This window comes from Blautia sp. OM07-19 (assembly GCF_003481595.1).
GTDB lineage: Bacteria > Bacillota > Clostridia > Lachnospirales > Lachnospiraceae > Blautia_A > Blautia_A intestinihominis.
Map to the genome: position 1 here is coordinate 146860 of NZ_QULA01000004.1, position 23563 is coordinate 170422.

The window sequence follows — 23563 nt, forward strand, 5'->3', positions numbered from 1 at the left end:
TTTCTTTTTTTTCTATATTTAAAAGAAAATGAAATCAACTATTCTTCTGAATAGAGATTGGTTTTGTTCCGTCATTACCTGATGCTGGAATTCGTCCTGTTGCTGTCGCATGCTGTCGAACTGTTGTTGTTGAAACTGCCCTGTCTGTTGCTGAAATAAATCCTGCTGCATAGCGTCCTGCTGGTAATACAGGTCATTCATACCACCGAAATCATCGAAGCCACTGTTAAAATCATTAAATCCACCAAAATCATCAAACATTTTTGTATACCTCCACGTTATTAATATCTGTAGGCTCTGGTCTCCGGATACCTTCTTCGATTGCTGCGGTTATCCAGGCCTGTTTCGCGTCCTCAATTGTAGCTGGAATATCTTGCCATCGTTGGCAGCAGGTAACGCATCCGGGCAGATCAGGGACAGATATTGTATAACCGCCCTCAACTGGATCCTCTATGATTAATATAGGATATTTCCTGTTCACATAGTCTTCAATCCTTGTCATGCCTGCAGACCTCCATTTTTATATTGATGACTGAGCCGGTAGAATGTGGTCCTACTCAGTCCGGTTAAACCCATCGCTGCAACTGCGGTAATCTCCCCACGTGTCCACCTCTCCATGACCTCGGCATAGTTATCAGGAAGGTGTACTTGCGGTCTGCCGTAGTTGTGCCAGGCAGGCTTGTCGCGGATCCGATCAACGCCCTGTATCTGTTTCTTGTGGGTACGTTCTATTTCGTGATCAATAACATAATCGAGAGTGCTCATGATAGTGTCCATGATCATTGTTGATATCTCTGGGTTGTCATGATAATCAATTGTGGTTGTTGGGATATCCAGGATTTTTACGCGGATGTCATGCTCTCTATAATACTGTAATTCCTGGCGCGCGCTTCTTTTTCCACCAAGAGCCTCCAGATCATAGATGACCAAAATGTCACCGGGTTTTAGTAGGTGGTTTTTGAGGCGCTGATATTGTTCTCGCTCCGGTATCTTACCGTGAAATCGTTCAATTACAGTATTGTCATCAGTTGCTCCTACCGCCTGCAGCTGCTTTCTGTGTGTTGCTGTGCGGAATGTAGATATGTAATAGTATGTTTTGCTTACATGTTCTATGGATCCTCCTAATTGTTAATTTTCTTAATATCAGACTCCTCCGGGTGTTGCCTTATGTAGTAGGACTTGTCCGGCCACCGATCATATAGAAACGGTGGACTTTTTGGAATATTATCGCTGGGTACCGTTGTGATTAACAGAAAGGTATTTCTGCCAGCGTGTAATCAGGGTTGCTATCTGTTGAGATACGGATAGTTCGAGGCTGTTTCTGCTGCTGGCTGACAGAGTTTCTTCCTATTATACGAGATAATGCCAGGTTAATCGTTCTGTTGGCCTCCTCTGGTGACAGACCGATATAATTTATTAACGAAAATTCTGTCTGTTGGAGAACTTCGTCAAGGTTTCTTTCGATGAGTTCGCTCATGTAATAGATCTGACTTTCTGGCATTGTGGGGCTCCTTCCTTTTTTTTTGAGATTTGTGGGGGATCTCTGAGTTGATAATGATTACAGGCTGTTAATTTTGATTAATGGCCTGTATTTTTTATCAGCTCAAACATTGGTAGTCAATGCTAACGCATTCATTTTGATATTACAAGCCATTGACAATTTTACAAACTGTTAAGCTATGTTTCTTTCCTCTCCTCTCCTACTTTTAATTAGATATAACAGCTTAAGATTATTTTAATAACTGTTGATTTTATTGATGATTTATAAAATTGTACATTTTACACAAAATCAGTAGCCTTAAAAGTCATATTATCGACATTTATGTTACAACCGTACTCTTATAATATATATAGGGTACGGTTACCATTAGAACTTTTCGTACTGTAAAATTAACAATCGTTAATGAGCTCTTGAGCCGTTAATTTTTCTAAAAGTAGAATCGGTTAGAAACATAGAATTAAGAGTCTTTAATTTTACCAATAGTTTTTACAACCGAAATGAACGCTTTGCGTTGACCACGCTCTTTGGGTCAATAAAATATATTAGCTAATACATTAAATTAATAGCTGATATCTTTTACTCGCTTAGGGCTCCCCCGGCAAATCTCATTTTTAATTGTAAAGGTACTTTTTTCTGGAAAACTTTTGAAGTATCGGGCCGCTCCAAGAACGACCCGTTTTATATAACAGGGAGAATGAACATCTCCTTCAGATCTGATATATACATTATATGACAGGTGTTCCAAAAAGTCTATTGACGTACCTCACAAATGATATTGCGCGTACACATCTGTCAATTCATTTTAAAAACTGACAATATACGTCTTTTCCCTATAAGGACAAACGCATACAATTTTTTATGCTCTAAAAGCATTTTCTTTATGAAATCTGCACAAGAATTTGTCGCCTTTTCTCGTATTTTGTCCTAAAAATCGTTCGTCATTTTGCACAACACGGCATTCAGATATCTGAATAAAAATTGAAGTATCCCAAAAAGCATTCCAAAAGTAAAAGTGATGAAAATACTATTTATCCACATAAACACTGTATTTTCAAGGATTTTCATGGTACTATTTCCACATAATTACAAAAAAAAGAGGTGTTGTGCAAAATGACCAATAAAATTGATTACGGTGAATGGAATCCTGACCGGCTTGAAACAGATGATGAGGACCTGATGAGGACAATCTACGCGTATTATTGTAATGCTGGTTATCCTAAGAGCCTTCAGGATGCTATTAACACTACTATTAAGATCTTGTCTACCATGGATAACACATACCTGGAAATCGAGTCTCTGGTAATGGAGCTTGCCGGTGCTGCCGATCTGTGGGGATTTCAGCAGGGATTTCGGGTAGCCGTAGAACTATTATCCGGTAATACGTTCCGGCAGATTTTTAAGGAGGAGGACGAATGAATAACGAAGAAAAATCAAAAACTGTTGATGAATTGTGCGGCAGTCTCCACGACCCGCATAATTACGATGAGAGATATTACCACCAGCAAGCCAAGGAGATTGCAGCTGTAACAGCTATTGCGATGATCCGTGACAGGGTTTCTTCTGTTGATATCAGGATATGTATTGATAACTGGTACGGCGTCGAGATTCCAGAGCACGCAATGGCAGTTTTAAAAGCAGAAGCCAGATCTGACGAGGAAGAGGAACAATTAACCGGCAGGAAAAAAACTGACCTCTCACCATCCGAGCTACACAATCGATGCTGCCGCATCCGCAAGGTCAAGCTTATGTGTGAATGCGGTGTGTCACCGGACATTATTCACAGTGTCTACCCAGAGCTATCAGAGACGGAAATAGATAATATCTGTTCCAGTGTTGATAATTCCGGAGCAAAAGTTGATAATCTGACACTCAGGCGATTGCAGGAAGCAGCAGCTACTCCTCTTAAAACAACAGCAGAACATGTAGCGTATCTTCGTGGACGCAGCGATAAGGCACGTGAGGTTGTGCAGGACCTGTATTGTAATCACGGTGGCAATGCTCACTCCATTTACGATTTTTTTCAAGACGATATCATCGGTTACGAGGAAATCGTTGGTTGGAAACAGGAGGCCGCAGACTACATGGAACGGAAAACCACAAAACAGATTGCACGTCGTACTGCTGTTCAGATATTGCAGGATGGACAGGAACCAAACATAGTAAAAGAAAACATTGAAAAATGGTTTTCTGTCCGATTTTCGGACGCACAAATGACCGCACTTAGACGACAGGCAAATCTCAATAAATGCATGTCAGAAATGACAGTTGTATTAGACAAGGAGGAGAACTGAATATGGAATGTAGAACCAGCGGCGCATTACGAAGAAAGGCTCTTGGCAGAATTCTCGATCTTTTCCCAGATGACCGAGACGTTTACGAAAACTGGCAGAAATATGCCCAAATATACGCCATGGGCTACAAGGACGCTCCAGACAATATGGACGATATTGTTGATTACTGGGGCTCTCTCGGCTATGATTACAATGCTGGATTTGCGGAGGGAACCCGTCGTGCACTGTTACGCGTAGCTCTGTCAATAGTCAACAATGCCATCAAACACGGAGAATCGGAGGGATATCTATTCGATCAAGTTCAGACTTGCGCCTCTCCGGAATGCTTCGCGATCGTATATTTATTATACTCTTGCCTCCAACAGACCGAGGAGGAACGTCTCGAAATTGCCAAACAGGATTTTATCCAAAAAGAAACTGATGATGACGACGAAAATATTATGATGGAATACGGAATTGGCCTGGAGACTGTCAAAGAATGGAAATCGGAAGCACCCCAAAACCGTCCCTACACTAAACGCTATCATGCAGCGGATCCAGTCCTCCTAAAAGGTGCTCTCGCCGTACTGCAGCAGCTGTTCCCGGACCAACAGAGCGCGTATGACGAGATTGAAACCGGCCTGAAAATATACTTAACCGGATTTTATGATTCAGTAAAACGCCTTGTCATTACCTGGCTGAAAAAATCCGGCAATCCTGAATTAATAATCCAACTGCTGCAGGAGCTCAACATATTATTCCGCGCAAACACTCCTCCCGATCAAATTCCATCCTATATTATTAATCGCGCGCCGGAACACACCAAACCACTTTTTCAACTCCTGATTAATTTCTACAAAGAAAGTCTTTATGAAAATAGTTAAAGGGGGTCATAATCGACCCCTTTTCAAATCCTTCTCAAAATCAATATTTCCCAAGCAAAACCTATCAAAATCAGTTTAAAACCTATAAAAATCAGGCAAAAACCTATTTTTTCCTAATTCTGTCCGTTCTGCTGTCTCTTTTTCATCAGTTCTTCAACTCGTCTTTCGCTCTCCTTAATTTCCTCTTCGGAAAAAAGTTGTTTTTTCAATTTTCTCCACGTTAGTCCATTTGGATCCATTTTGGCTACCTCCACTTCTATTATCTTTAATTATACTCTATAATGCCTTATCCGGCATTATTAATTTTCATTTATGCCACATACGGCATTATTACCTCTTGCTTATGCCCAATACGGCATTATTGAGCTTTACTTATGCCTCATACGGCATAAACAATTCTTTCTGAAATATCACTTATGCCTTATACGGCATTTTCAGCTTTTAATTATGCCTTATACGGCATAAACTCCACTTTTAGAAATGCTACTCTATGCCGTATGCGGCATTAATACCTTTTGATTATGCCGTATTTGGCATTTTCTATTTTTTCTTAATATCTCTTCTGATATATCCCGTTTTAAAAATCTGGATTTTCCTGAAATAAATCTGCTTTAAAGAGAATTTGCGCGCCGGGCTTTTTCTAAAATAGTAATTTTAGGATGAGTATGATCCGATTTCTTAAAAATGTCAACTTTTACGGAAAATCAATAAATCTAAAAGTTGGCAGCAGGATTAATCAAAAATTACCTGGAAACCAAACAAACCTAACTCAAATCTGTATAGATATTGCTATTTTCTCAACTTTTATTGTCCTAAATTCCAATTTTTATGAAAAAATGTCAACTTTTTATTCTAAAAAAACAAGTGATTTTCCTAGAAGAGAGCAACTTTTACTCCCCTAAAAGTTGGCACTTAAAAGTTTGGTTTTATTTCCAGAAAAAGGAAAAGGAAAAAGTTGATAGAGTAAAAGAAAAATCCCCACTGGATATCCAGTGGGGATAAAACATTATTCGAAAGTTACATCTATATCAGAAACCGCACCTGTTTCTTCCTCTGGGGAAAGTTCAAATTCCTCTGTTTCTTCAGTCTCTTCCTGCTGTCCGGCATCTGATGTTTCTACAGAGGATGTTCTATCAACTGTACCTGTGGAACCATCTGAGAAGATATCATCTCCTCCAACAGAAGAATCTTCTTCCTCTGTTGGAATCATCCATTTATCGTCATCGATATCCAGATTAAAATGATTACAGTAATCGTAAAATTGGCTTGCAGGCATCTTGCTAGATTTAATAATACTATCTAACAGAAACCTTTCACATGAACTTGCCTGTACAATCATAGATGTTAAGTTAATACCAGCCGCATTTTTGTACTGCACAACTGCAATAGCTTCATATTTCTTTTTGGGGTCTGTTTCATTTCCAAAATGTCCAATGTCTTCAAAGAATACAGAACCCCCTTTTCCAAGAGCTGCTCCTGTAGTTTCCCAGCCAGCTCCTCCATATCCATTAAATGCGCCTGGATGAGAAGCGAGTGGATTTATCGAGGATTTTTCGCCTTCTGCCCATCCACCAAGTACAACGCATACAATGTTTCTGGACGCTCTTGTTGCAGCATCACGGAGCAGTCCATCTGACCATTCACGTGTTGGATAACTCGGATAATCTTTAAAAAAATTTCTGTGATCTGGATTCTGCCGCAGGTCATTCATCACTTCGTGCGCCGTCTGTCCTGCAACGGTATCCATAGTCAGTCCATCCAAAATCTCTTCATAAGTATAATCTCCTACATGATAGGTAGCAGAATCTTCCTTATAATAATTGCCTGTGGGTTCTACCGGAAGTTTTGTCTTTACTGTGAATGTTACATAGCCCTTGGACACTCCTGTGATGTTTCCATACTTGTCAATTGTAGCAATCGATGGGTCACTGGAGGAAAATGTCAGATATTTTTCTGCTTTTTCCGGGCTGCAGTTACTGATGCCTTCATTCGGATTGATTGTCTCACCAATCCCAACGTTTCTTCCTTTTGTGGTAACATTTTCTGGATCCTTAAATCCTACTCCGTTTTCGTATTCATCATTATAGCGAGCCTTTACCGTATATTTTTTTGTCGTATGCAAACAAATAGCTCCTTTCGAAGATGCAAATGGCGTTTTTGAAGTAACCGTTATCGAAACTTTTCCGTTTTTTAAGGGAGTAATTGTTCCATTCTCATCAATAGTTGCGATGGAAGTGTCGCTGGATTCATAGATAAAGTCTTTTCTGGTTGTATTACCTGTAGATTCCCATTTTACATTACATTCTTTCGGTTCTCCTACATATAAAGTATCATCCTCAGTCTTTTCAATATAGAGGGCTGTTACATAAGATACTTCCGGTTTTGGTATTTCTGTCGGTGTAGCTGTTGGTATCGGAGTCGCTGTTGGCTCTGGTACTTTCGTAGGATCCGGTGTTTTTGTAGGTGTCGGTGTTGCTGTCGGTTCCGGCGCCTTGGTTGGCTCTGGTACTTTTGTAGGTTCCGGTACTTTTGTTGGCACCGGTGTTGTCGTTGGTTTTGATGCCTCTGGCTTCCTTGTTGGAGTTATAGGTTTTGACGCTACAGCTTTTGAAACCGTTACGGCAATGGTTTTGGATGCTTTGTTATATATTCCTGATGCCTTTGCCGAAATGGTGATCTTTGCCGTACCTGTCTTCAGTGCCCGCAAGTTTCCTTTCTTGTCCACGGTCACTACCTTCGGCTTGGAACTCTTATAGATCATCGGGGTGCGGGCTTTTGCGCCCAGGTTCTTTCTCTGTCCTATGGTCAGGGTTACGTTTGACGTAGTAATCTTCTGGTTCTGTTTTACTACCTTTACCGTGATGGTCTTTTTCACAGTCTTATATTTTGATTTCTTTGCTGTAATGGTAATCTTTGCTGTACCTGCGCTCTTACCTGTGATAACGCCTTTAGAATTTACCGTGGCGATTTTCTTATTGGAAGTTTTATAGCTAAGTTTTGCCCCTCTGGTTGCTTTCGCATTGATCTTTACGGTCTTTCCTGCGTATACCTTTTTATTGGATGCTTTTAAGGACACTTTCTTTGCTGCCGCTTCCACGGTGGTCGTGATCATCGGAATCTCTGTCCCTGTTACAGGCGGGACGGCACCAATTGTCAGAGACAGCACTACTGCCACTGCTAATGTTTTCAATTTCTTACTTTTCATATCAATCCTTCTTTTCTTATATTTTTCTTTATGTGATAGTTTCGAAAAAATCACTTTGTTCTTACATTTTTCGCTTTGCTCCATCCGGTGTACCAGATTTTATTTCCAACTTTCTTATAACTTCTGATACGCACATAATAGCGTTTTTTCGCAGGAATATTTTTAATAGTAACACTTTTCTTTCCGGCACTAAGTCTGACGGTTTTTACATTTGAAGAAAAACGTTTCGAAGTACTGTATTGTACCTGATATCCATGATTACCACCAGTTTTCTTCCAATATACGACCATTTTTTTCTTCTGAGCCTTTACGGAGCTTAAAGATACTTTTTTCAGATTAATTTTAAATGTAGTGAATCCGGAATATTTTGCATAACTGCCTTTTCCTTTTACCACAACAGTTCCGTAGCCCACATTCTTATTATTCTTGTAGGATACGCTGTAATACTTACTGGAGATCTTTTTGTTTCCAGCATATACGTTAACAGCTGGTTTCTGAGCTTTTCCATTATATGTTACATTTTTTGTTTTTACTGTAAACTTTGTAGAAACAGGTTTTACTGGTTGTACAGGTTTCGGTGTCGCTGTAGGTTTGGAAACTTCTGTCTGTTTTGGAGGCTGGGTTGGTTTTGCCTGTTCTGGAGCCTTTGTATGTTTGGGAACTTCTGTTTGTTTCGGTGGTTCTGTAGGTTTAGCTGTCTCTGGCTGTTTCGGCGGCTGGGTTGGAGCTGCAGTTTCCGTCTGTTTAGGTGTTGGAGTTGGTGTCAGCGCCAGCATATCTTTATAAGATAACTTTACATTTACGTTCACGGTACAAAGTTCTGTAGTCCCTCTGTAGAATACGGTAAAAGAGCCAGCTCCTGCAGCTTTAGTAGTGATTCTTCCCTGTCCATCGACATCAATAATGCCAGGTGTATTATTTCGATAAATAAACAAACTTGGGAAATCAGCAGTTGAATATCCACTGTTGCCATTTCCGCTATAATCAGCAAATTCAAATGGGGTGTCTGTTTTTTTATTCAGTCCTTTGATAGTGATATTGCCACCCGCAAAATATTTTACTTTTGCGCGAATATCCCTAGTGTTTGTTCTGGAACCGGAAACACTTCCAATCGTATTTCCAACCGGGGCATTGGATACAACAAGAACCCATTCCCTTTTGCCATGGTAGGAAACTACGCCGATACCACAGTATTTATAGTTTTTGGTATCGGTAAGCAGAGGTCTGTGCCCATTAGAGTTATACCATACCGTATAAGTACTCTGGGCATCTGCAAGTCCTTCTGCGATATCTTCCTGCATGAAGATGTCAGTGGAATGTTTTCCATATTTGTCGATATAAGTACCAGACATTCCATCATAATTACTATAAACTAAAGAGTTATGTCCAAAATAAATACAGCACTGTGCAGCCCTATCCATAGCCAGGTCCATCAGTCTGTCATCCAGGATGTATTCATATTTCCCTGCATCTGCACGGTTCTTGTTCAGAATCTCAAAGAATTCCTGTGCCATGTCATACTCTTCCTGCACGGTGATTGGTACCGTGATAACGGCATCCCCGTCTGTTTCAGCGCTGACCGGGAGCAAGGTGACGGATGTTAGCGTGAGTACCACTGCCAGCAGGATACATAAAGTGCGTTTTAATCTCTTCATAAATTTTTTCTTTCCTCTTATCAATATATGCCTGATTTTATTATCAGGCATACATTGAGATTTGAATTCTTACAAATTCATATTCCGCTTATTTAAACTGTAAGGAGATAATTTCTGTCTGCTGTGTAGCTGTATTCATCACATAAGCACCTACTGTAAATCCTGAACCACCTTTCACAGGTACTTTTGAACCATTTTTAATATTCTCACCTTTTCTCCATGTCTTTTGGGCATAGTCCATGGATAACAATTTCCATCCCTTTTTCATTTTAATTTTGACTGCCGTCTTTTTTCCTGCATATTTGGAATATTTGAAATTCATGTAATTATTGGTATTGAATTTTTTTCCTGAAATTGTTGTCTTTCCAACTTTTACCGAACTAATTGGATTCGCATATTTAGACACAGTCACTTTACAACGATAGTTTTTTGATCCTTTTTTTATAGTAATCGTTACTTTTCCCGTTTTCTTTGCAGTAACTACAATATTTTTCGATTTTACTTTTACTGTTGCAACCTTTGGATTACTTGATTTTACAGACACTTTAGCGTTTTCTATGTATGCAATATATGATGTGTTAGCATAAGGATTATTCTTTACAGACTGTTTAGAATACAAAGTCATTGTCATATTTTTCGGAATATACAGTCCGATATTACTTCCTGCAAATGCAGGTGTTGCAGTCATCAGTAACATAACTGTTGCCATTACGATTGTCATTAATTTTTTACATACTTTTTTCATCTTTTCGTTTCCTCCTAGGTATTTGATTGTTTCAGTTGCATCTTTAACTGACTATCCATTTCTTGCTCTTACATGCATTTAAACAATTCCTCCTCTCCGTTCTTTTACCTATTAGACACGTAACCCCTCCTCCAGGTTTTAAATTTTTAATTATTTTCAAGAATTTTTCTGTTTTTTTGTTTTTACTGCACGACTCGCATACAATAGGAAACTGGATCTGAGTACTAGACTAATATATTTTTCACTAATCATTTTAGTTCTGGAACATTTCCTCTATCTCTTCATCTGTAAATTCTGCATCTGGGAGGCTACTGGACATAAAGTCCTGCATTCTCTGAATATCTGAAGTAGTTATTTCCCGTCCGCCAACATTAATGGATTGTTCCACTGGTATTTCAGTAAGATACTGAGCATTTGCCCAACCAGTCTGATCACTCTCTGGAATAATAACTTCTATCCAGCTTCCATCTTCGCTTTTGTTTCCAGTGGCATCACAAACAACACCATCCCCCAGCTTTTGTAGTATTTCTGCATCTGCACGAGGCTCTTTTCGTATATTCAATCTGGTTCCACCTGTTGTTACTTTATATTGTTGTCTGCTTTCTTCTGTTGTTATTTCTGTATTTTGATTCTCTGCGGTTTCTGTATCCGGATTCTCAGATAATAGATTTGTGGAAGTATCTCCATTATTGTGTGTGATCAAAAGTTGAACCTGAGCTTCTTTATCAGACATATTTCCAAACCCAGTATTGTGTTCAGGAAGCCCATCATCTTTCAAATATAAAATTCCATTAAAATTTAATTGTTCTACATTCCCATCTATATCTTTAAATATCGCTAAAAAGAATCCTTTTTTCCCATGCTTTAATTTTGAATCATTGCCAAAAGCCCCCACTATTTTGCCTGAATATTCCCCTTTATCAGTTACAGCTACTACCTCTGCTGATTTATCTACCCATCCCAATGAAAAATCATTAGCAGCGGTATTCTGGTAATTTATCTTCATAATACGAGAAAATGGCTGATCTACACTCAAAATCAAACCATCTGTGCTTCCTGTTCCTGTAAATCTGGGCAGTGAACTCACATATGTTATTCCTCCCACTGCCAATGCAATCAATACACAAAGGACAATTAACCATTTTTTATTCCGTTTATAATTTACTTTAGATGTGTTTCCATCGACACCTTCCTGCTCTTCTTTTGATTTAATAAGCATATAAATCTGCGCATTATGAGCACTGCCATTTCTTTCCCAAATCGTTGACCGCTCACAAACCACCTGTGCAGCTGGATTATTTTCTTTCCATTTATTTACAGCCTTATTCGCATCGAAAGTATACCATCCAGAATGCCTTTTCACTTCTACAACAGCATACTGATACGGATTACACTCTTTATCTATTTCATACTGGAGTTCTATGCTCGTTATGACAGAACGATAAGTAAACGCCCCAATTCCTTTTCCAAGCTCTACATTCATCGTTACATTTTTTACATTCGGATTCTCAGCCAACCACTGATTAACCTGTTTAATCGTACCTTTATGTCCACTGCTAAAGTATTTACTCTGTTTAGGAAATTGACTCTTACCACATATACCACAATATTTACTTCCTGGTGCCATTTCAGCTCCGCAGTACCTACAATGACTGCTATTATTTGTGTCTATTTTTACAATCGCATTTCGCACTTCCGCATCAAGAGATTCCTTTGTCCTCGGTAGAAAATCATAATGAATAAGTGTTTTTTTATCAGATATTATAAGCCATACCCAAATAAAAATATCTAATGCAATTACACCAACTATTACAAATCCGAAATTTCCCATTTTTTCTCCTCCCCGCTTTCAATCGATTAAAGAAATTTTCTTTTTATATGATCACTTTTCAAATTCACTGAACGGATTAAATGAAATATTCATCTCCATATCAGAATATTTTTGTTCCATTTCATTTAGCTTACCTGTATCTTCTCTGTTTACTTTTGTATCAACTGTAAGTGATTCCACCGTTTTTAGGCTTCCATCTTCTAACTTATATACACTAATCACATGATACCCGGCACCCCCTGTTGCTCTATGACAAATAAGATTTCCTTCCACAAGCCATGCAGCTTCACGATAATTTGATGACTGAAATATTTTCTTTATCTGTCCATCTTTCTGTGTATATATCTCATAAACATCTCCATCAGAATTAAGTATTACTAGTTCATCTGATCCATCCTCATCCAGATCCAATTCCGCATAACCAACATATGAAAGCTTGTCCGTTCGGTCTTGATTACGAATGATATCCAGCATTCCCATGTTCGTTATTCCATCAGCAAGCATCTCCTCATATGTCTCCTCTTTTTCAAGAACTGTTTTATATCTTTCTATTACATCATCATATGAGGTGAATTCCGCTGGAATATATCCCTGTGCTTTAAGCTCTTCTTCTGCATTTGCTATCTCTGCCTCCATATCTGTACTTTCTTCCGCATTTTCTTCTACACCACCCGCGCTTTCCTTTGAAGATGCAGAATCATCATCAGAGCACGACTCTGCTTCCACATATCCATTATCTCTGTATTCCAGTGTAACAGCCTGAGGTGTGCCACTATACACCAAAGAAACTATTGAATAATTTCCTTCATCATAAATCTGAGGGATAGTGATCTGGCACAGCAGATCTTCTTCTGACGCATTTGCTACTGGATCTGTGAACTCACTTTCTATCGCTCCATCCATTGCCTCTGCTCTTTTGCAGGAAAATCCTGTTCCCGTATAAGTGTAGGAAGCTCCGCTGTTTCCCGGATCTGCTGAAAATGCCGCCATCGCTTCTTCGACGACATATACAGTCGTTCCACTGCACACAACTTTTACATTTGGGAAAAACTCTGTAATATGCACTGCATACGCATCTTCATCAGCGGTTCCTCCCTGTAATACCAGATTTCCATCCTGTTCCTTATAAACCTCAAAGTACAAAGCAGCATCCATTTTTCCATTATTTAGGAAATCCTGTTCTCGATGCTTTAATACTACCAGAAGATATTCTTCTTCCCCATCTCCGTCCATATCTCTTTTTATGACTCCGACAACTCCTGTTGGAGCTTCAGACAGGCTGATACCTGCATCCGGACCGTTTTCCTGATAAATAACGCCACCTGTATATGTTACATCATAGGAAGTTCCCCCTATATACTGATAACCTGTGGATTCTATTTCCTCTCTGACAGTTTTGTCCGGCTCCGGTGTTGGAGACGGCGTCACTGTTGGTGTTGCGGTTGGTTCAGGTGTTGCGGTTACTTCTGGCAGTGGACTCTCTGTCGGATTTTCTTTTGGTTTCTCTTCCGTATCCAATGCTTCTTTTTCTATTTTTTCATCAGGCTTCATATGCTGATAGCCAAAATAAGCTCCTGTACCTATAACCGCAACTGCCGCTGCACCTGCCAATAATCTGAAAAGAAGTCCCTGGCTGGCTGAGTTTCCTGTTTTCATGGCTGACGATGCTTTTTTCAATAAATCACTTTCTTTGGACTGTCCTGGACTGTTTTCTGTCTGGTCTCCACTCTCACTACCCTGTGACGTATCAGCACCAGATTCACTTTTTCCTTCTCCTGGATCTGTCTCTGATTTAGAATCTGCTGCTTCACCGCTACTGTCTTTCTTTTGTGCTACTCCTTTTCCCAAAATATATTTTTGACGTATTGCGTCAAAGATATCCTTATCCGGCTGTTCATACAGATTTCTAAGCAGCCAGATGAAGAACGGCAATGGTGCAAGGCTGTAGAGTTTGGTTCCGTTCTTTTCCAGTTCAAGAACTTTACTCTGTATTTTTTTGCGTCCATAATTCAACCGGCTTTTTACTGTGTTTTCACTACATTCCAGTTCTTCTGCTATTTCTGATACGCTCATCTGGTCATAATAAAACATTCCGATAACAATTCTCTGCTCATCCGGAAGCACATCCAGAATCTCCCTTACCAGACGACTTGTCTCCTGCTGATCAATAGTTGCTTCCGGCATATTTTCTATCCGGTTGTCCTCGACATTTAGAACATTCTCCGTTTCTACGGATACAACAGATGCCGTATAAAGCACCCGGCGGTCCCTCAAAGCATTCAAAGTCTTATTATGAGCAATGCTTCTGACCCATGCGCGGAAACTATTACTTTCTTTCAACTGCTCTAGTTTCTGAAATGCTGTGAGATAAGTATCCTGCAGTACATCCATAATAAGATCATTATCTTTCGTAATTGCCAGTATTGTAAAATACACATCACTGTATGTGCGGTTGTAAAGTTCCTGCTGCGCTGTTTCTTCTCCCTCAATTGCCTGTTGTATCAGTTTTTCTGAAAATTTAAAGTCAGCCCCACAATAAGGGCATTTCTCTGCTGATTTTTCAACGTACTTTTGGCATTTATAGCATATCATTATTCTCTCTCCTTCATTTGTTTATCTATTAGACACATAAAGTATCCTCAAGGTTTTAAATTTAAAATAATTTTTTAATTTGTCATTTCAGAAAATGGATGATTCCTGATTTATACTATAATTCGCGCAAAACTGGACTAATACTAGTCCCATTATAACATTTTTCTTCCTTAAGATAAATAAAAAGGACTAATTTCGGTTCTATTTTTACCAGGGAGAAATTCGTTATATGACAGAACAAAAGATCAAACAGGTTGGAATTGATATTGGCAGAAATATTCGCCGGATCCGGTTAGAAAAAGGTTATGGACAGACTGATTTTGTCAGAATGCTGCAATTGAAAAACGTGGACATCACCAGGGAAACACTTGTCAAGATCGAACGCGGAATCCAGCATATTACTGGATCCCAGCTCAGAGGAATACGCGATTGTCTTGATACCACCTATGATGAATTACTAAAATAATATATTTAATATAAATTTTAATTTTCATATCTGATTTATACACCAAAAGGACTGCATTTTCTTTATCAGAAGAACTACAGCCCTTTTGGCATGCTGAATAATTTCTACGAAAATTCAAAAAGCCATCTAAAATGATATCCCCCAACACTCTTGCACCTACCAGAAAGGGCTCTACTCATATTGCCCTGATCCAATCTCAATTCCTGTGCTGCCTGGCTCTGATTTTGGTAAATTTTACCTGTTTCCAAACACACAACTTCTGGTGTATGACCTATCATACTCACGACGCGTCTATAAATTGCGTCACCGTAATTAATATTATACTGACATGTACACCACTCAAGATTATCTACTCGTGGATTTAACTTGTTCTGATCTTTATGATTAACCTGTGGCAAATTTAACGGATTAGGCAGAAATGTTTCTGCAACTAATCTATGCAAAGGAAAATGCTTTACATTCCCATCACCAATCGGAATTAACACGGTAGGATATCCTGATCTGATAAACGGCGTTAGCATCCTCTTTGTTTTTTTATTAATAACAGTTCCGAACGTAGAAACTTCATAATGTTCTCTTGTATATTCACTATACGAAATATCTTCAAAAAATTCCATTTTTTCGGATTCAGTTGTCATAACGATTTTCCTCCACATAAAATTGCAACAAAAAAGCCCTGCAGTTTTAAATCTTGCAAGACTTTTTTAGGTGAACATAAAATTTTGAAAAAAGGGATTCCATATATGTCAGAAATTAACGTACAACATACAACATATATAACCATCACGTACTGAAATGTCTAATGTTTTATTTGTTTTTTCTGACAATTATATAATAACATATCATGGCGTTCATGCCGTTCATAGCGTTCAATATATCGTATTTTTCAATTTTTTTTGATATTTTTACTATATGTAGTGTTTCTAGTGTTTCAGATCGCGCAGGTTGCCTTTACTATCCTCTACGGCCTGGTAAAACAATTTCTTTACCTCCGGCAGTTCAAAAAACCTCTTGATATACCGACTGACGGTAGGACGGCTAACGAACAGGAGGCGTGCGATTTTATCTAATTCTGTTCCATTGTATATGTACATAGCCACTGCAGCCTGAAGAGCTGCCTCCGTACATCCGGTGGCCAGATCCACAGTCCTCCTGATGATCCATAATTTCTGAGTGAGGTCCAGGATGACAGATTCTGTCTGTGCCTTAGATCTAGCGTAGGCGGTCTGCTGCACAGTCTCGATGGTTACAGTGTGTGCCTGGCCGCTCCTGTAGTCATTCACAGTATCGACGATGAGGTAATTGTCGCGCAGTTCCGAGAGCTGCTTCTGGTAAAATGCCAACTGTGCTTCCAGAGTGCGGTACATTTTAAAATCATCCCTGCAAAATTCAAGTTTGCCATTAATCATAATTCAGACACTCCATTCTCCCCACCGTTTCTACCGGCGGAATAAATCTCTATAAAATCATCGAGTGACAGGGTTACAAGCGTTTCCTCTCTGTTGCGCTTGTGAATCACTACAGGAATATTTCCGTTACCGTTGGCGGAACTATCCCTTACTGCCTGGTGATAGGCATTATAGATGTTAAGTTTTTCCACATGTTTACATTCTATATGTAACCCGCTCACACCCTCCACGTCTCCCGCATCTCCAGTTTTGCCGCAGTGCTGAGCGGTTCTATGTGCGTTTGGATAACCGTGATCTTTTAAATAATGAGAGATTTCCAGTTCAAAACGCGCTCCCTTCTGTTTGCTCGCACGTCCGATCTGCTGCGGAGTTCTTTTTGTTTTACCTGCCATTATTACACCATCCTTTCTTAATTGCCTCCATATTGGCGCGCACCAGATCCTCTACGGTGTAAGAGTCCTTGTAAGCCTTAACTAACTGATTGAACGCCTCTTCTTCGGAAATTTCACGAACGCCGTTTTTCTCACCAATCAACCAACGCCCAGTTGTGCTGTCAAAGCCGATCATTCCACTCGTTCCGTGAATGCCAGCACCGCCGACGGCTAATTATATACAACGGTCACCCATGTCGCCGCCAAAATTTAACTCGTAACGATCAACAACTATAAAAATTCTATTTGGTATATTTTTCATGACAACCACCCCTCCTTAATTCCGGTAATACTGCTGTCGATCATGTCGGCCATCTGAAGGAAATTTTTATACACGTTCATAAAATCCTCTGCGACATAACGCTCTGATACCTCTATTTCTGCCTCGTCCAGCGGATAGGTCCATTTGTCCGTTGATCTATCATAGGTGTAGAATCTGCTGCTGGTAGAGCGTCCTGAATTTGTGTAGGTTTCAAGCCATACAAGTGTTTTTGTTTTATCTATACCAACGTGTTTTACCACAGCGGATAATGTTGTTGTTATATTTTTCATAGTGGAAAACCTCCTATTCTAAATCTTCAAAAATTAAAATTTTGCCGGGGAGTACTAAGTCAATAAGCACTACAAGCTCTTTATTTTTTAAGTACAAATAGTTCTAAGTGGTAACCGTACCCTATAATATATATAAGAGTACGGTTTACACCAGTTTTTACAAATATTTATTGCTTTTAAGTATTGTTTTTATATAAATTGCACAAAGTCTAAGAACTTGTAAAACTACCAGCTTAAACAGTAATCAGCCAGTGTCTGGTGTCCAGAGCCAAAACATTAATAACCATTAGTTAATTTATCGGCAGTTACATCTACCAAAAATCACCTACGAGTCGGCGACAGTATTAATAGTTGATAGAAGCATCAACAGTTTTACGATCAAAATGAACGCTTTGCGTTGACTACAAGTGTCTGAGTTTGTAATTTTACAGGCTATTAATAGCAACTAATAACCTGTAAAATATTCTCAACTCAGAGCTCCCCGCCAGAATTACATCATCTTGGCAAAATCCAGTGTTTCCTGAATATACTCAGGTTCTTTTTCTTTTGCTGGCTTTTTGTAGATATAACAGGTTCCAGATTTCCGGACATTGCAATTATCCTCCCCCTGCAGCAGATGCAGAAAATGAGTGTTCTGCTCTTTCCTGAGCGTCGCGTTTAAAACTCTTTTGTTAACTCCTACTCCCGCCGCCATATCCGACAGCGTGAATTCTTTTCCGTCCGGAAGTGCTTCCCACCAGTCAGATATTTTGCACATCAACGTTCCGGTTTTTTCCGTAGATTTTCTTCTTGGATGCAATTTACTTGGAATATAACGGTAATCATTTTTGTCAGCAGGATTACTACCAAAATATTCCATAACCCGACGCATCAATTTTTCGTAAAAATCTTCATCAGCTAAATCATATTCGCCCTGTTTCCGACCTCTTAACGCCCATATTACGGTAATATCGTATCTACCAGCATCTGCCGGATTATCGCACCAATTTCTGATTCTTAACCTGTTGATCTCCTGAATGACATCCGCCATTGCAGTCCTCAACGTAACGTCCTCAATGATATCCGCAAAATCTGACCTGTCTGCTCCAAACGCGAATATCAGCTGCAGCTGACGTGCGCGATAGCTCTCATCCATGCTCTTCAGATTTTCCAAAAATTGACGATCGCGGCAGCAAATCTGACCGATAACCGTTGTTTGTTTGAGCCGCAAGACTGAGATCTTGCATAACAGGGAGCAATCCTTATAGAGATTAGATCCTGTGCAGTAACTGCTTCCATATGTAGCATACGGATATTGAGATATTGGCCCGTACATTCCAGTCTGATGATTATGTAATATCGGATATCTCTCATGCCCCTCCGGAACATATCCATCCGGCCATGCTAATCCGTATTCTGCTGCATTTTTTCCGGCGGCTTTGAATCCAGAAATCATAATTTTTCGAGGATCCAGATTCCGAGGACAATATGTTTCCAAAAGAAAATTCGAAACCCTCTCATACAACCGGTCAATATTGCGTCCATCCTGTAAAAATGTTTTGCTCATTTTTTCGTCCAGCTGAACAAATCCTACATGAGTCTGAGGCTTGCTATACTGGCGGACCTCAAAAATATCACGATTGTCATACATCGGGTTAATTCCGCCAGTTCCATCGAATAGATAACAAGGCATTTTGTCGAGGGGCAAATATTTTATGTTGTAACGGAAAACGTGTATTTTAATCTGCCCCGTCAAATCTCCTTCCTTGTCATCGCCGTAGTTGCTGGCCTGGATGAACACCACATTATCAGAACGGAAAATGTCTAAAAACTGCTCTGCCGTAATTGATCGACCACGAACATGTTCACTGTTGCTATACATATTATCTCTGTTGTTCCGAATAATTTTTTCGAGTTCCGGCAATGCAAAATAGTTCTCAGCATTATCCAGGCAAGTTCTTGCCATCTCTCTCAATCCAGCTCTAACGCCGCCAATCGGCAGCAATTCAGTTAATTTCAGCAGCTCTTCCAGTGTGGAGAGGATCGTTTCAGGTCTCGTTTTTTCGCTCATATTTTCCATGCTCTTCTGGATTTTCTGGAGTCCGGAAAACAGTCTATTTTCGGAGACGGAGCGGAGATCTTTTTTGACAGCCTTGATATCATCTCTGATATCAGTAACGATCGGCAGGATTTCCAACCATTTTTCTCTCCATATTTTTTCCGATTTTTCCACTCTCTCCTCTCTGCCGAGGTAGAGGTCAATGTGCATTTGTCCTTCCGGCGCCGGTCCATTTTTAGGAGCCGGTAATTTAATTTTGTTAATTCTGTCAATCTCTAATAACAGGTCGGAAATCAATTTATCTGCATATTTTTCCGCTCTTTTGGCAGTCTCTCCAATGTTATCCTCCCATTCTCTGTCGGGACGAATGCTCTCGCGGAGAATTCCGGAGAACTGCTTGACATCGCTGTAATAACACATATGTTCATCGACATCCTGGAATGCCTCGTCACAGATCAACACGTCCTTGAGAGTCTGCTGGCCCATGATGTACGTTGTACAGGCATTTTTGCGGACATCATCATTAACCATCAGATAGCGCTGTGTAGAGAGAGCCACGAGAGAGGAGAGCATTACGCTCCTCCACTCTCCTGCCGTTACCGTATCGCCATCCGACAGCCAGGCTATATTACGCTCTACCTGCGCCCATTCAATCCCCCCGATGGATTTGATCGCATCCTCAATATCATCATGCAATCTCTGGTTGTTATCTGTCATCATCACCAGAGACAGCATCCTCTCGGCCGCCATTACCGCGAGACCTTTGAGGAGGGAGGATTTGCCACCTCCACAGGGTACGCCTGCAACAATAATTTTTCCGAGGTCGGCATCCCTTTTCTCGGTGATCGCCTCGTACAATTTCTTGACAGCCTGGAGTCTCTCAGGACTCCACAGCTGCATATAATTAGGTAATATACCGGTTTTCAGTGCCATCTCAAATGTTGGTGCTGTTTTTCTTTTCTGTTTTTTTTCATTTTTCTTCATTTTTGTCCACCTGTTTCTGCAAATCAATTAAATGGTATTTCGTCATCCATTCCGCTAGGGACCTGCATAAAATCAGGTGCCTGAGGCTGTCCGTATCCATTGTTATTCTGGCTGTAACCAGTATTACGAGGAGCATATCCATTATTATTCTGTGCATATCCGCCGCCGTTCGCCTGCTGCCTCTGACCGTTGCCATAACCGCCTGTCGGCTGACCATAGCCGCCCTGAGGCTGCTGCTGTCCATTTTGATTCTGTGGATTTTCCGTATTCGGATTGCGGCTCAAAAATTTTACAGAATTGACCATTACATTTACGCCAGTCTGTCTCTGTCCATTTTTGTCCTGATAATTCACAATCTGAACAGATCCTACGGCGATAATGCTCATCCCGGTAGCTCCATATTTGGCTACATAATCAGCAACCTGACCAAAACTCAGACAGTGAAAATAATCCACGTGCTCTTTGTCGTATTGGCGATCACAGGCGATATTATAGGTTGTCATCATTTTTCCGTTCTGTGTCTGTTTCTGCTCTGGATCCTGGGCCAGACGCCCTTCGATTACAATATTATTCATTTTTAAAATCTCCTTTTTTCTGTCAAAATAAAATTCACGAGTTATTTTTGAGGAATCGAATAAATGTTCCCTATTATAAGATGTTATTTTTTTTCAAAAACAGCAATTTTTGTTTTTGGCGTTTGCGGTTTTTTCAAATAGATGGAATTTTTTTGAGAGAATTCTCAAAATATAGAAAGTTCGTTAGAATAAAATAAAAAAACGGACAGTATCAGAATCAAAATCTCAATTTTTCCAGAGTCATCCTGTTTTTGCAATTTCCGGAGAATTACAGAGTTATTCTGTACCATTCCTAATTTGGAAAATGCCCGGAGTTATTCCGTATTCTCCAAAATTGGAAATTGCTTGGAATAAATGGATTTGTTCAGGATCCAGTATTCCTTCTGACTCAAGATTAAGATTTTTCCTGCCTAACATAGACTCTTGATATCTATGCTAGGACTGATTCTGATACCATCCGTTAAATAGATTTTAATAGATGATATATATAAAGTTCCTAAAATATAATAATAAAATTGATGAACATTTTATTCGATTTTCAATGTGCGATCTGATTTTTTTTAGAATCAGATATCAATAATTTCTACGGGAACGTCATAGAGTTCCGCATATTTTTTAATCTGCTCCATTTTAGGAGAGATTTTGCCTGTCTCGTGAGCGTTCAGCGTCGCTGGAGACATTTTTAAAATTCTGGCAGCTTCTTTCTGAGTTAATTTTGCATTTACTCTGCAAGCTGCTAGACTCCATTTTCTTTCGGTCATTTCTATTTTCCTCCTCAAAAATGGGCTACTGAGTTAACTGGTTACAAATAAGTTTCCGTCTAAGATAATAATAATAATTTTTTATAAACCTTTGAGGTTTCGTCCTCTCTTGTTTATGTATTAATAATAACACATCTATTTCTGTCTGTCAATACTATTTTTACAATTTCTTGTATTTTTTTTACAATTCTACTTTATGAAACCCGGCTTCTGGAATTTCCATCGTGTACGGTTCTATAATCCGGAGCGGTTCCAAGTATTCCGCATCCACGTTTTTTCCGTAATTCATTACGCGGATCGCCTGCAAACAAAATTTGTTTCCATTTTTGGTGGACGTGCCTCTACCGTAGCACATCAGAAAATCTTCCGGTTTGACTGAGTGAGTGACCTCCTCGGCCAGGCTGCCAGTGGTAAAAATCTTATACGATCCCTTTTCTCCAGGAACCAAGATCGAAATTTCAGCGATTTTCAGTCCTTCTTTGTACGACTTACAAATGGGCTTCATCTCAACGTATCCGGCTAAAAAACTCATATTGAATGCTGGTAATGTCATTGTTGTCATAATTCATTCGTTCTCCTCTCGTATCCGGCGTAATCGCTCCCTTCGTGTAATATGCACTCCCGGGAGAACGTTCTTCCGGGAGCACTTAATCAGGCCGGCAAAAATTTAACATACTTCATAAATTGTGCCATCGTCGGAGATATACAGCGTGACTTCCGGCGCGTCTGCAGTATTAACGTACAGTACTACAACGTGCGTTTCTTCGTTAAAGCCAATCTGTTTATATTCTGCGTCTCCACTCTCTATGTAGCTTGTCCCATGAAGTTCTAAATTGTACCAGGTACAGACCTCATTCCAATCTATTACCTCATCGTCATCCCCAAGCTCACTGTAATCTGTGTAATCGTCGTATTTCTTTCCAATCACCATTGTCTGCAGTTCTTCCAGCGCCTCCGTTGGAGTGTAGATTTTGTGCACATTAGTAATAATGTTATCCCTCGTGTGGATTTTAAACCGCCAGTCCTCGCCATCTTCATTTTCCAGATAGGCGTACTGCTCGTCATTCCTTTCTCCGACTGTTACAACAGCAATGTCTTCCGGATTGTCCGGATTAACACCTGTATAACGGATCTCATCCCATTTCTCATCCCATTTCTCATCCTCTGTCGCGCCCGCGTAGGTATAACCCAGCTCCTCCAGAATTTTAACCGGCTGGAATACCATGCCCTCCAGTGTTTTTACAGAATCCATAGTTGCTAATATTACGTTTGTTTTGGTCATAATTTTGTTCTCCTTTTCTTTTTCAATTAATGTTTTTTGGGGAAGAAAAAGAAAAATCCATATGCGAGCAGAACGCAAAAAACAGAACCTATGAAAAAATGAACACAGTAGCAGTGTTGTGTAGACCCGTTTATAGGTTACTACTCATTGTCGCCCATCGAGTGGGACGTTCCCCTGCTCGCGACTTCGGCGATGTAGTTCGCCGCTCACTCCACTTTGTGTTCAGTTTTCCACAAATCCTGTTTTTGTTATCTCGCATATGGATTTATAGAAAAATGAGGGATCAGGTTGGCGCCTGACCTTGAAAATGTTAGATAATAAAATAATTTAACTTGTTGTGCTAGATAAAATAAAATATAAAGAAACTTCAACAAAATGTGCT

At 39.8% G+C, this 23563-nt stretch carries 24 protein-coding genes; 4 read left to right on the plus strand and 20 right to left on the minus strand.

Going from position 1 to position 23563, the window contains the following annotated elements:
* Positions 1-18: 18 nt before the first annotated feature.
* From DXC01_RS05085 to DXC01_RS05100, 4 genes are all read right to left on the minus strand, one after another.
* Entirely contained in the window at positions 19-261 is a 243-nt protein-coding gene (locus DXC01_RS05085; protein WP_118698423.1) for a hypothetical protein, read from the minus strand.
* Positions 254-502, minus strand: coding sequence for a type II toxin-antitoxin system HicB family antitoxin (locus DXC01_RS05090; RefSeq protein WP_118698424.1), 249 nt, complete (start codon positions 500-502; stop codon positions 254-256). Before DXC01_RS05090 ends, DXC01_RS05085 begins: the two co-directional genes overlap by 8 nt.
* Positions 499-930 (minus strand): hypothetical protein, encoded by a 432-nt coding sequence (locus DXC01_RS05095; protein ID WP_118698425.1) that lies wholly within the window; start codon positions 928-930, stop codon positions 499-501. The genes DXC01_RS05090 and DXC01_RS05095 overlap by 4 nt, the downstream gene beginning before the upstream one ends.
* Positions 931-1246: 316 nt before the next feature.
* Positions 1247-1501: a hypothetical protein gene (locus DXC01_RS05100; protein ID WP_118698426.1), complete on the minus strand. Its 255-nt coding sequence runs from the start codon at positions 1499-1501 to the stop codon at positions 1247-1249.
* Positions 1502-2611: 1110 nt separating this feature from the next.
* Between DXC01_RS05100 and DXC01_RS05105 the strand changes: the two genes are divergently transcribed.
* Genes DXC01_RS05105 through DXC01_RS05115 form a run of 3 tightly spaced genes read left to right on the plus strand, consistent with a single transcriptional unit; the run spans position 2612 to position 4655 of the window.
* Entirely contained in the window at positions 2612-2917 is a 306-nt protein-coding gene (locus tag DXC01_RS05105; protein WP_118698427.1) for a hypothetical protein, read from the plus strand.
* The gene (locus DXC01_RS05110; RefSeq protein ID WP_118698428.1) at positions 2914-3792 is read left to right on the plus strand and encodes a hypothetical protein; all 879 of its coding nucleotides are present in this window, start codon (positions 2914-2916) and stop codon (positions 3790-3792) included. Before DXC01_RS05105 ends, DXC01_RS05110 begins: the two co-directional genes overlap by 4 nt.
* A 2-nt stretch (positions 3793-3794) precedes the next feature.
* The gene (locus DXC01_RS05115) at positions 3795-4655 is read left to right on the plus strand and encodes a hypothetical protein (protein ID WP_118698429.1); all 861 of its coding nucleotides are present in this window, start codon (positions 3795-3797) and stop codon (positions 4653-4655) included.
* Positions 4656-4768: 113 nt separating this feature from the next.
* On the opposite strand, the gene DXC01_RS20865 is transcribed toward DXC01_RS05115, so the two are convergent.
* From DXC01_RS20865 to DXC01_RS05140, 6 genes are all read right to left on the minus strand, one after another.
* The gene (locus DXC01_RS20865) at positions 4769-4894 is read right to left on the minus strand and encodes a hypothetical protein (RefSeq protein ID WP_279221570.1); all 126 of its coding nucleotides are present in this window, start codon (positions 4892-4894) and stop codon (positions 4769-4771) included.
* Positions 4895-5661: 767 nt separating this feature from the next.
* The gene (locus DXC01_RS05120; protein WP_158583617.1) at positions 5662-7860 is read right to left on the minus strand and encodes an Ig-like domain-containing protein; all 2199 of its coding nucleotides are present in this window, start codon (positions 7858-7860) and stop codon (positions 5662-5664) included.
* 50 nt (positions 7861-7910) lie between these two features.
* A complete protein-coding gene (locus tag DXC01_RS05125) occupies positions 7911-9515 on the minus strand; it encodes a CAP domain-containing protein (RefSeq protein WP_158583618.1) in 1605 nt (534 codons plus the stop codon).
* An 88-nt stretch (positions 9516-9603) separates the two neighbouring features.
* Positions 9604-10260: a hypothetical protein gene (locus DXC01_RS05130; protein WP_118698432.1), complete on the minus strand. Its 657-nt coding sequence runs from the start codon at positions 10258-10260 to the stop codon at positions 9604-9606.
* A 253-nt stretch (positions 10261-10513) separates the two neighbouring features.
* Complete coding sequence (locus DXC01_RS05135; RefSeq protein ID WP_118698433.1) at positions 10514-12091, minus strand: SH3 domain-containing protein; 1578 nt, start codon at positions 12089-12091, stop codon at positions 10514-10516.
* Positions 12092-12142: 51 nt separating this feature from the next.
* A complete protein-coding gene (locus tag DXC01_RS05140; protein WP_118698434.1) occupies positions 12143-14683 on the minus strand; it encodes an RNA polymerase sigma factor in 2541 nt (846 codons plus the stop codon).
* Positions 14684-14912: 229 nt separating this feature from the next.
* Here DXC01_RS05140 and DXC01_RS05145 point away from each other — a divergent pair, with 229 nt between their 5' ends.
* Positions 14913-15149 (plus strand): helix-turn-helix domain-containing protein, encoded by a 237-nt coding sequence (locus DXC01_RS05145; RefSeq protein ID WP_118197162.1) that lies wholly within the window; start codon positions 14913-14915, stop codon positions 15147-15149.
* A gap of 104 nt (positions 15150-15253) precedes the next feature.
* Here the strand turns inward: DXC01_RS05145 and DXC01_RS05150 are convergent, their stop codons facing one another.
* From DXC01_RS05150 to DXC01_RS05195, 10 genes are all read right to left on the minus strand, one after another.
* Positions 15254-15787: an HNH endonuclease gene (locus tag DXC01_RS05150; protein WP_243105181.1), complete on the minus strand. Its 534-nt coding sequence runs from the start codon at positions 15785-15787 to the stop codon at positions 15254-15256.
* Between the two features lie 285 nt (positions 15788-16072).
* Positions 16073-16558: a hypothetical protein gene (locus DXC01_RS05155; protein WP_118698435.1), complete on the minus strand. Its 486-nt coding sequence runs from the start codon at positions 16556-16558 to the stop codon at positions 16073-16075.
* Positions 16555-16950 (minus strand): putative PDDEXK endonuclease, encoded by a 396-nt coding sequence (locus DXC01_RS05160; RefSeq protein ID WP_243111550.1) that lies wholly within the window; start codon positions 16948-16950, stop codon positions 16555-16557. Before DXC01_RS05160 ends, DXC01_RS05155 begins: the two co-directional genes overlap by 4 nt.
* Entirely contained in the window at positions 16940-17125 is a 186-nt protein-coding gene (locus DXC01_RS05165) for a hypothetical protein (RefSeq protein ID WP_118698436.1), read from the minus strand. The genes DXC01_RS05160 and DXC01_RS05165 overlap by 11 nt, the downstream gene beginning before the upstream one ends.
* 122 nt (positions 17126-17247) lie before the next feature.
* Entirely contained in the window at positions 17248-17541 is a 294-nt protein-coding gene (locus DXC01_RS05170; RefSeq protein WP_118698437.1) for a hypothetical protein, read from the minus strand.
* A gap of 490 nt (positions 17542-18031) precedes the next feature.
* A complete protein-coding gene (locus tag DXC01_RS05175; RefSeq protein WP_118698438.1) occupies positions 18032-20563 on the minus strand; it encodes a hypothetical protein in 2532 nt (843 codons plus the stop codon).
* A gap of 23 nt (positions 20564-20586) precedes the next feature.
* The gene (locus DXC01_RS05180; protein WP_118698439.1) at positions 20587-21138 is read right to left on the minus strand and encodes a single-stranded DNA-binding protein; all 552 of its coding nucleotides are present in this window, start codon (positions 21136-21138) and stop codon (positions 20587-20589) included.
* Positions 21139-21704: 566 nt separating this feature from the next.
* Positions 21705-21899 carry a helix-turn-helix domain-containing protein gene (locus DXC01_RS05185; RefSeq protein WP_118698440.1) on the minus strand — a complete coding sequence of 65 codons (195 nt, stop codon included), beginning with the start codon at positions 21897-21899 and terminating at the stop codon, positions 21705-21707.
* 181 nt (positions 21900-22080) lie between these two features.
* Positions 22081-22461: a hypothetical protein gene (locus tag DXC01_RS05190; protein WP_118698441.1), complete on the minus strand. Its 381-nt coding sequence runs from the start codon at positions 22459-22461 to the stop codon at positions 22081-22083.
* 105 nt (positions 22462-22566) lie between these two features.
* Positions 22567-23181 carry a hypothetical protein gene (locus tag DXC01_RS05195; protein ID WP_118698442.1) on the minus strand — a complete coding sequence of 205 codons (615 nt, stop codon included), beginning with the start codon at positions 23179-23181 and terminating at the stop codon, positions 22567-22569.
* Positions 23182-23563: the final 382 nt, after the last annotated feature.

Coding starts and splice junctions, on each gene's coding strand:
- DXC01_RS05085 (WP_118698423.1), bottom strand. CDS start 261: ATGTTTGATGATTTTGGTGGATTTAATGATTTTAACAGTGGCTTCGAT.
- DXC01_RS05090 (WP_118698424.1), bottom strand. CDS start 502: ATGACAAGGATTGAAGACTATGTGAACAGGAAATATCCTATATTAATC.
- DXC01_RS05100 (WP_118698426.1), bottom strand. CDS start 1,501: ATGCCAGAAAGTCAGATCTATTACATGAGCGAACTCATCGAAAGAAAC.
- DXC01_RS05105 (WP_118698427.1), top strand. CDS start 2,612: ATGACCAATAAAATTGATTACGGTGAATGGAATCCTGACCGGCTTGAA.
- DXC01_RS05110 (WP_118698428.1), top strand. CDS start 2,914: ATGAATAACGAAGAAAAATCAAAAACTGTTGATGAATTGTGCGGCAGT.
- DXC01_RS05115 (WP_118698429.1), top strand. CDS start 3,795: ATGGAATGTAGAACCAGCGGCGCATTACGAAGAAAGGCTCTTGGCAGA.
- DXC01_RS20865 (WP_279221570.1), bottom strand. CDS start 4,894: ATGGATCCAAATGGACTAACGTGGAGAAAATTGAAAAAACAACTTTTT.
- DXC01_RS05120 (WP_158583617.1), bottom strand. CDS start 7,860: ATGAAAAGTAAGAAATTGAAAACATTAGCAGTGGCAGTAGTGCTGTCT.
- DXC01_RS05125 (WP_158583618.1), bottom strand. CDS start 9,515: ATGAAGAGATTAAAACGCACTTTATGTATCCTGCTGGCAGTGGTACTC.
- DXC01_RS05130 (WP_118698432.1), bottom strand. CDS start 10,260: ATGAAAAAAGTATGTAAAAAATTAATGACAATCGTAATGGCAACAGTT.
- DXC01_RS05135 (WP_118698433.1), bottom strand. CDS start 12,091: ATGGGAAATTTCGGATTTGTAATAGTTGGTGTAATTGCATTAGATATT.
- DXC01_RS05140 (WP_118698434.1), bottom strand. CDS start 14,683: ATGATATGCTATAAATGCCAAAAGTACGTTGAAAAATCAGCAGAGAAA.
- DXC01_RS05145 (WP_118197162.1), top strand. CDS start 14,913: ATGACAGAACAAAAGATCAAACAGGTTGGAATTGATATTGGCAGAAAT.
- DXC01_RS05150 (WP_243105181.1), bottom strand. CDS start 15,787: ATGACAACTGAATCCGAAAAAATGGAATTTTTTGAAGATATTTCGTAT.
- DXC01_RS05155 (WP_118698435.1), bottom strand. CDS start 16,558: ATGATTAATGGCAAACTTGAATTTTGCAGGGATGATTTTAAAATGTAC.
- DXC01_RS05160 (WP_243111550.1), bottom strand. CDS start 16,950: ATGGCAGGTAAAACAAAAAGAACTCCGCAGCAGATCGGACGTGCGAGC.
- DXC01_RS05165 (WP_118698436.1), bottom strand. CDS start 17,125: ATGATCGGCTTTGACAGCACAACTGGGCGTTGGTTGATTGGTGAGAAA.
- DXC01_RS05170 (WP_118698437.1), bottom strand. CDS start 17,541: ATGAAAAATATAACAACAACATTATCCGCTGTGGTAAAACACGTTGGT.
- DXC01_RS05175 (WP_118698438.1), bottom strand. CDS start 20,563: ATGAAGAAAAATGAAAAAAAACAGAAAAGAAAAACAGCACCAACATTT.
- DXC01_RS05180 (WP_118698439.1), bottom strand. CDS start 21,138: ATGAATAATATTGTAATCGAAGGGCGTCTGGCCCAGGATCCAGAGCAG.
- DXC01_RS05185 (WP_118698440.1), bottom strand. CDS start 21,899: ATGACCGAAAGAAAATGGAGTCTAGCAGCTTGCAGAGTAAATGCAAAA.
- DXC01_RS05190 (WP_118698441.1), bottom strand. CDS start 22,461: ATGACAACAATGACATTACCAGCATTCAATATGAGTTTTTTAGCCGGA.
- DXC01_RS05195 (WP_118698442.1), bottom strand. CDS start 23,181: ATGACCAAAACAAACGTAATATTAGCAACTATGGATTCTGTAAAAACA.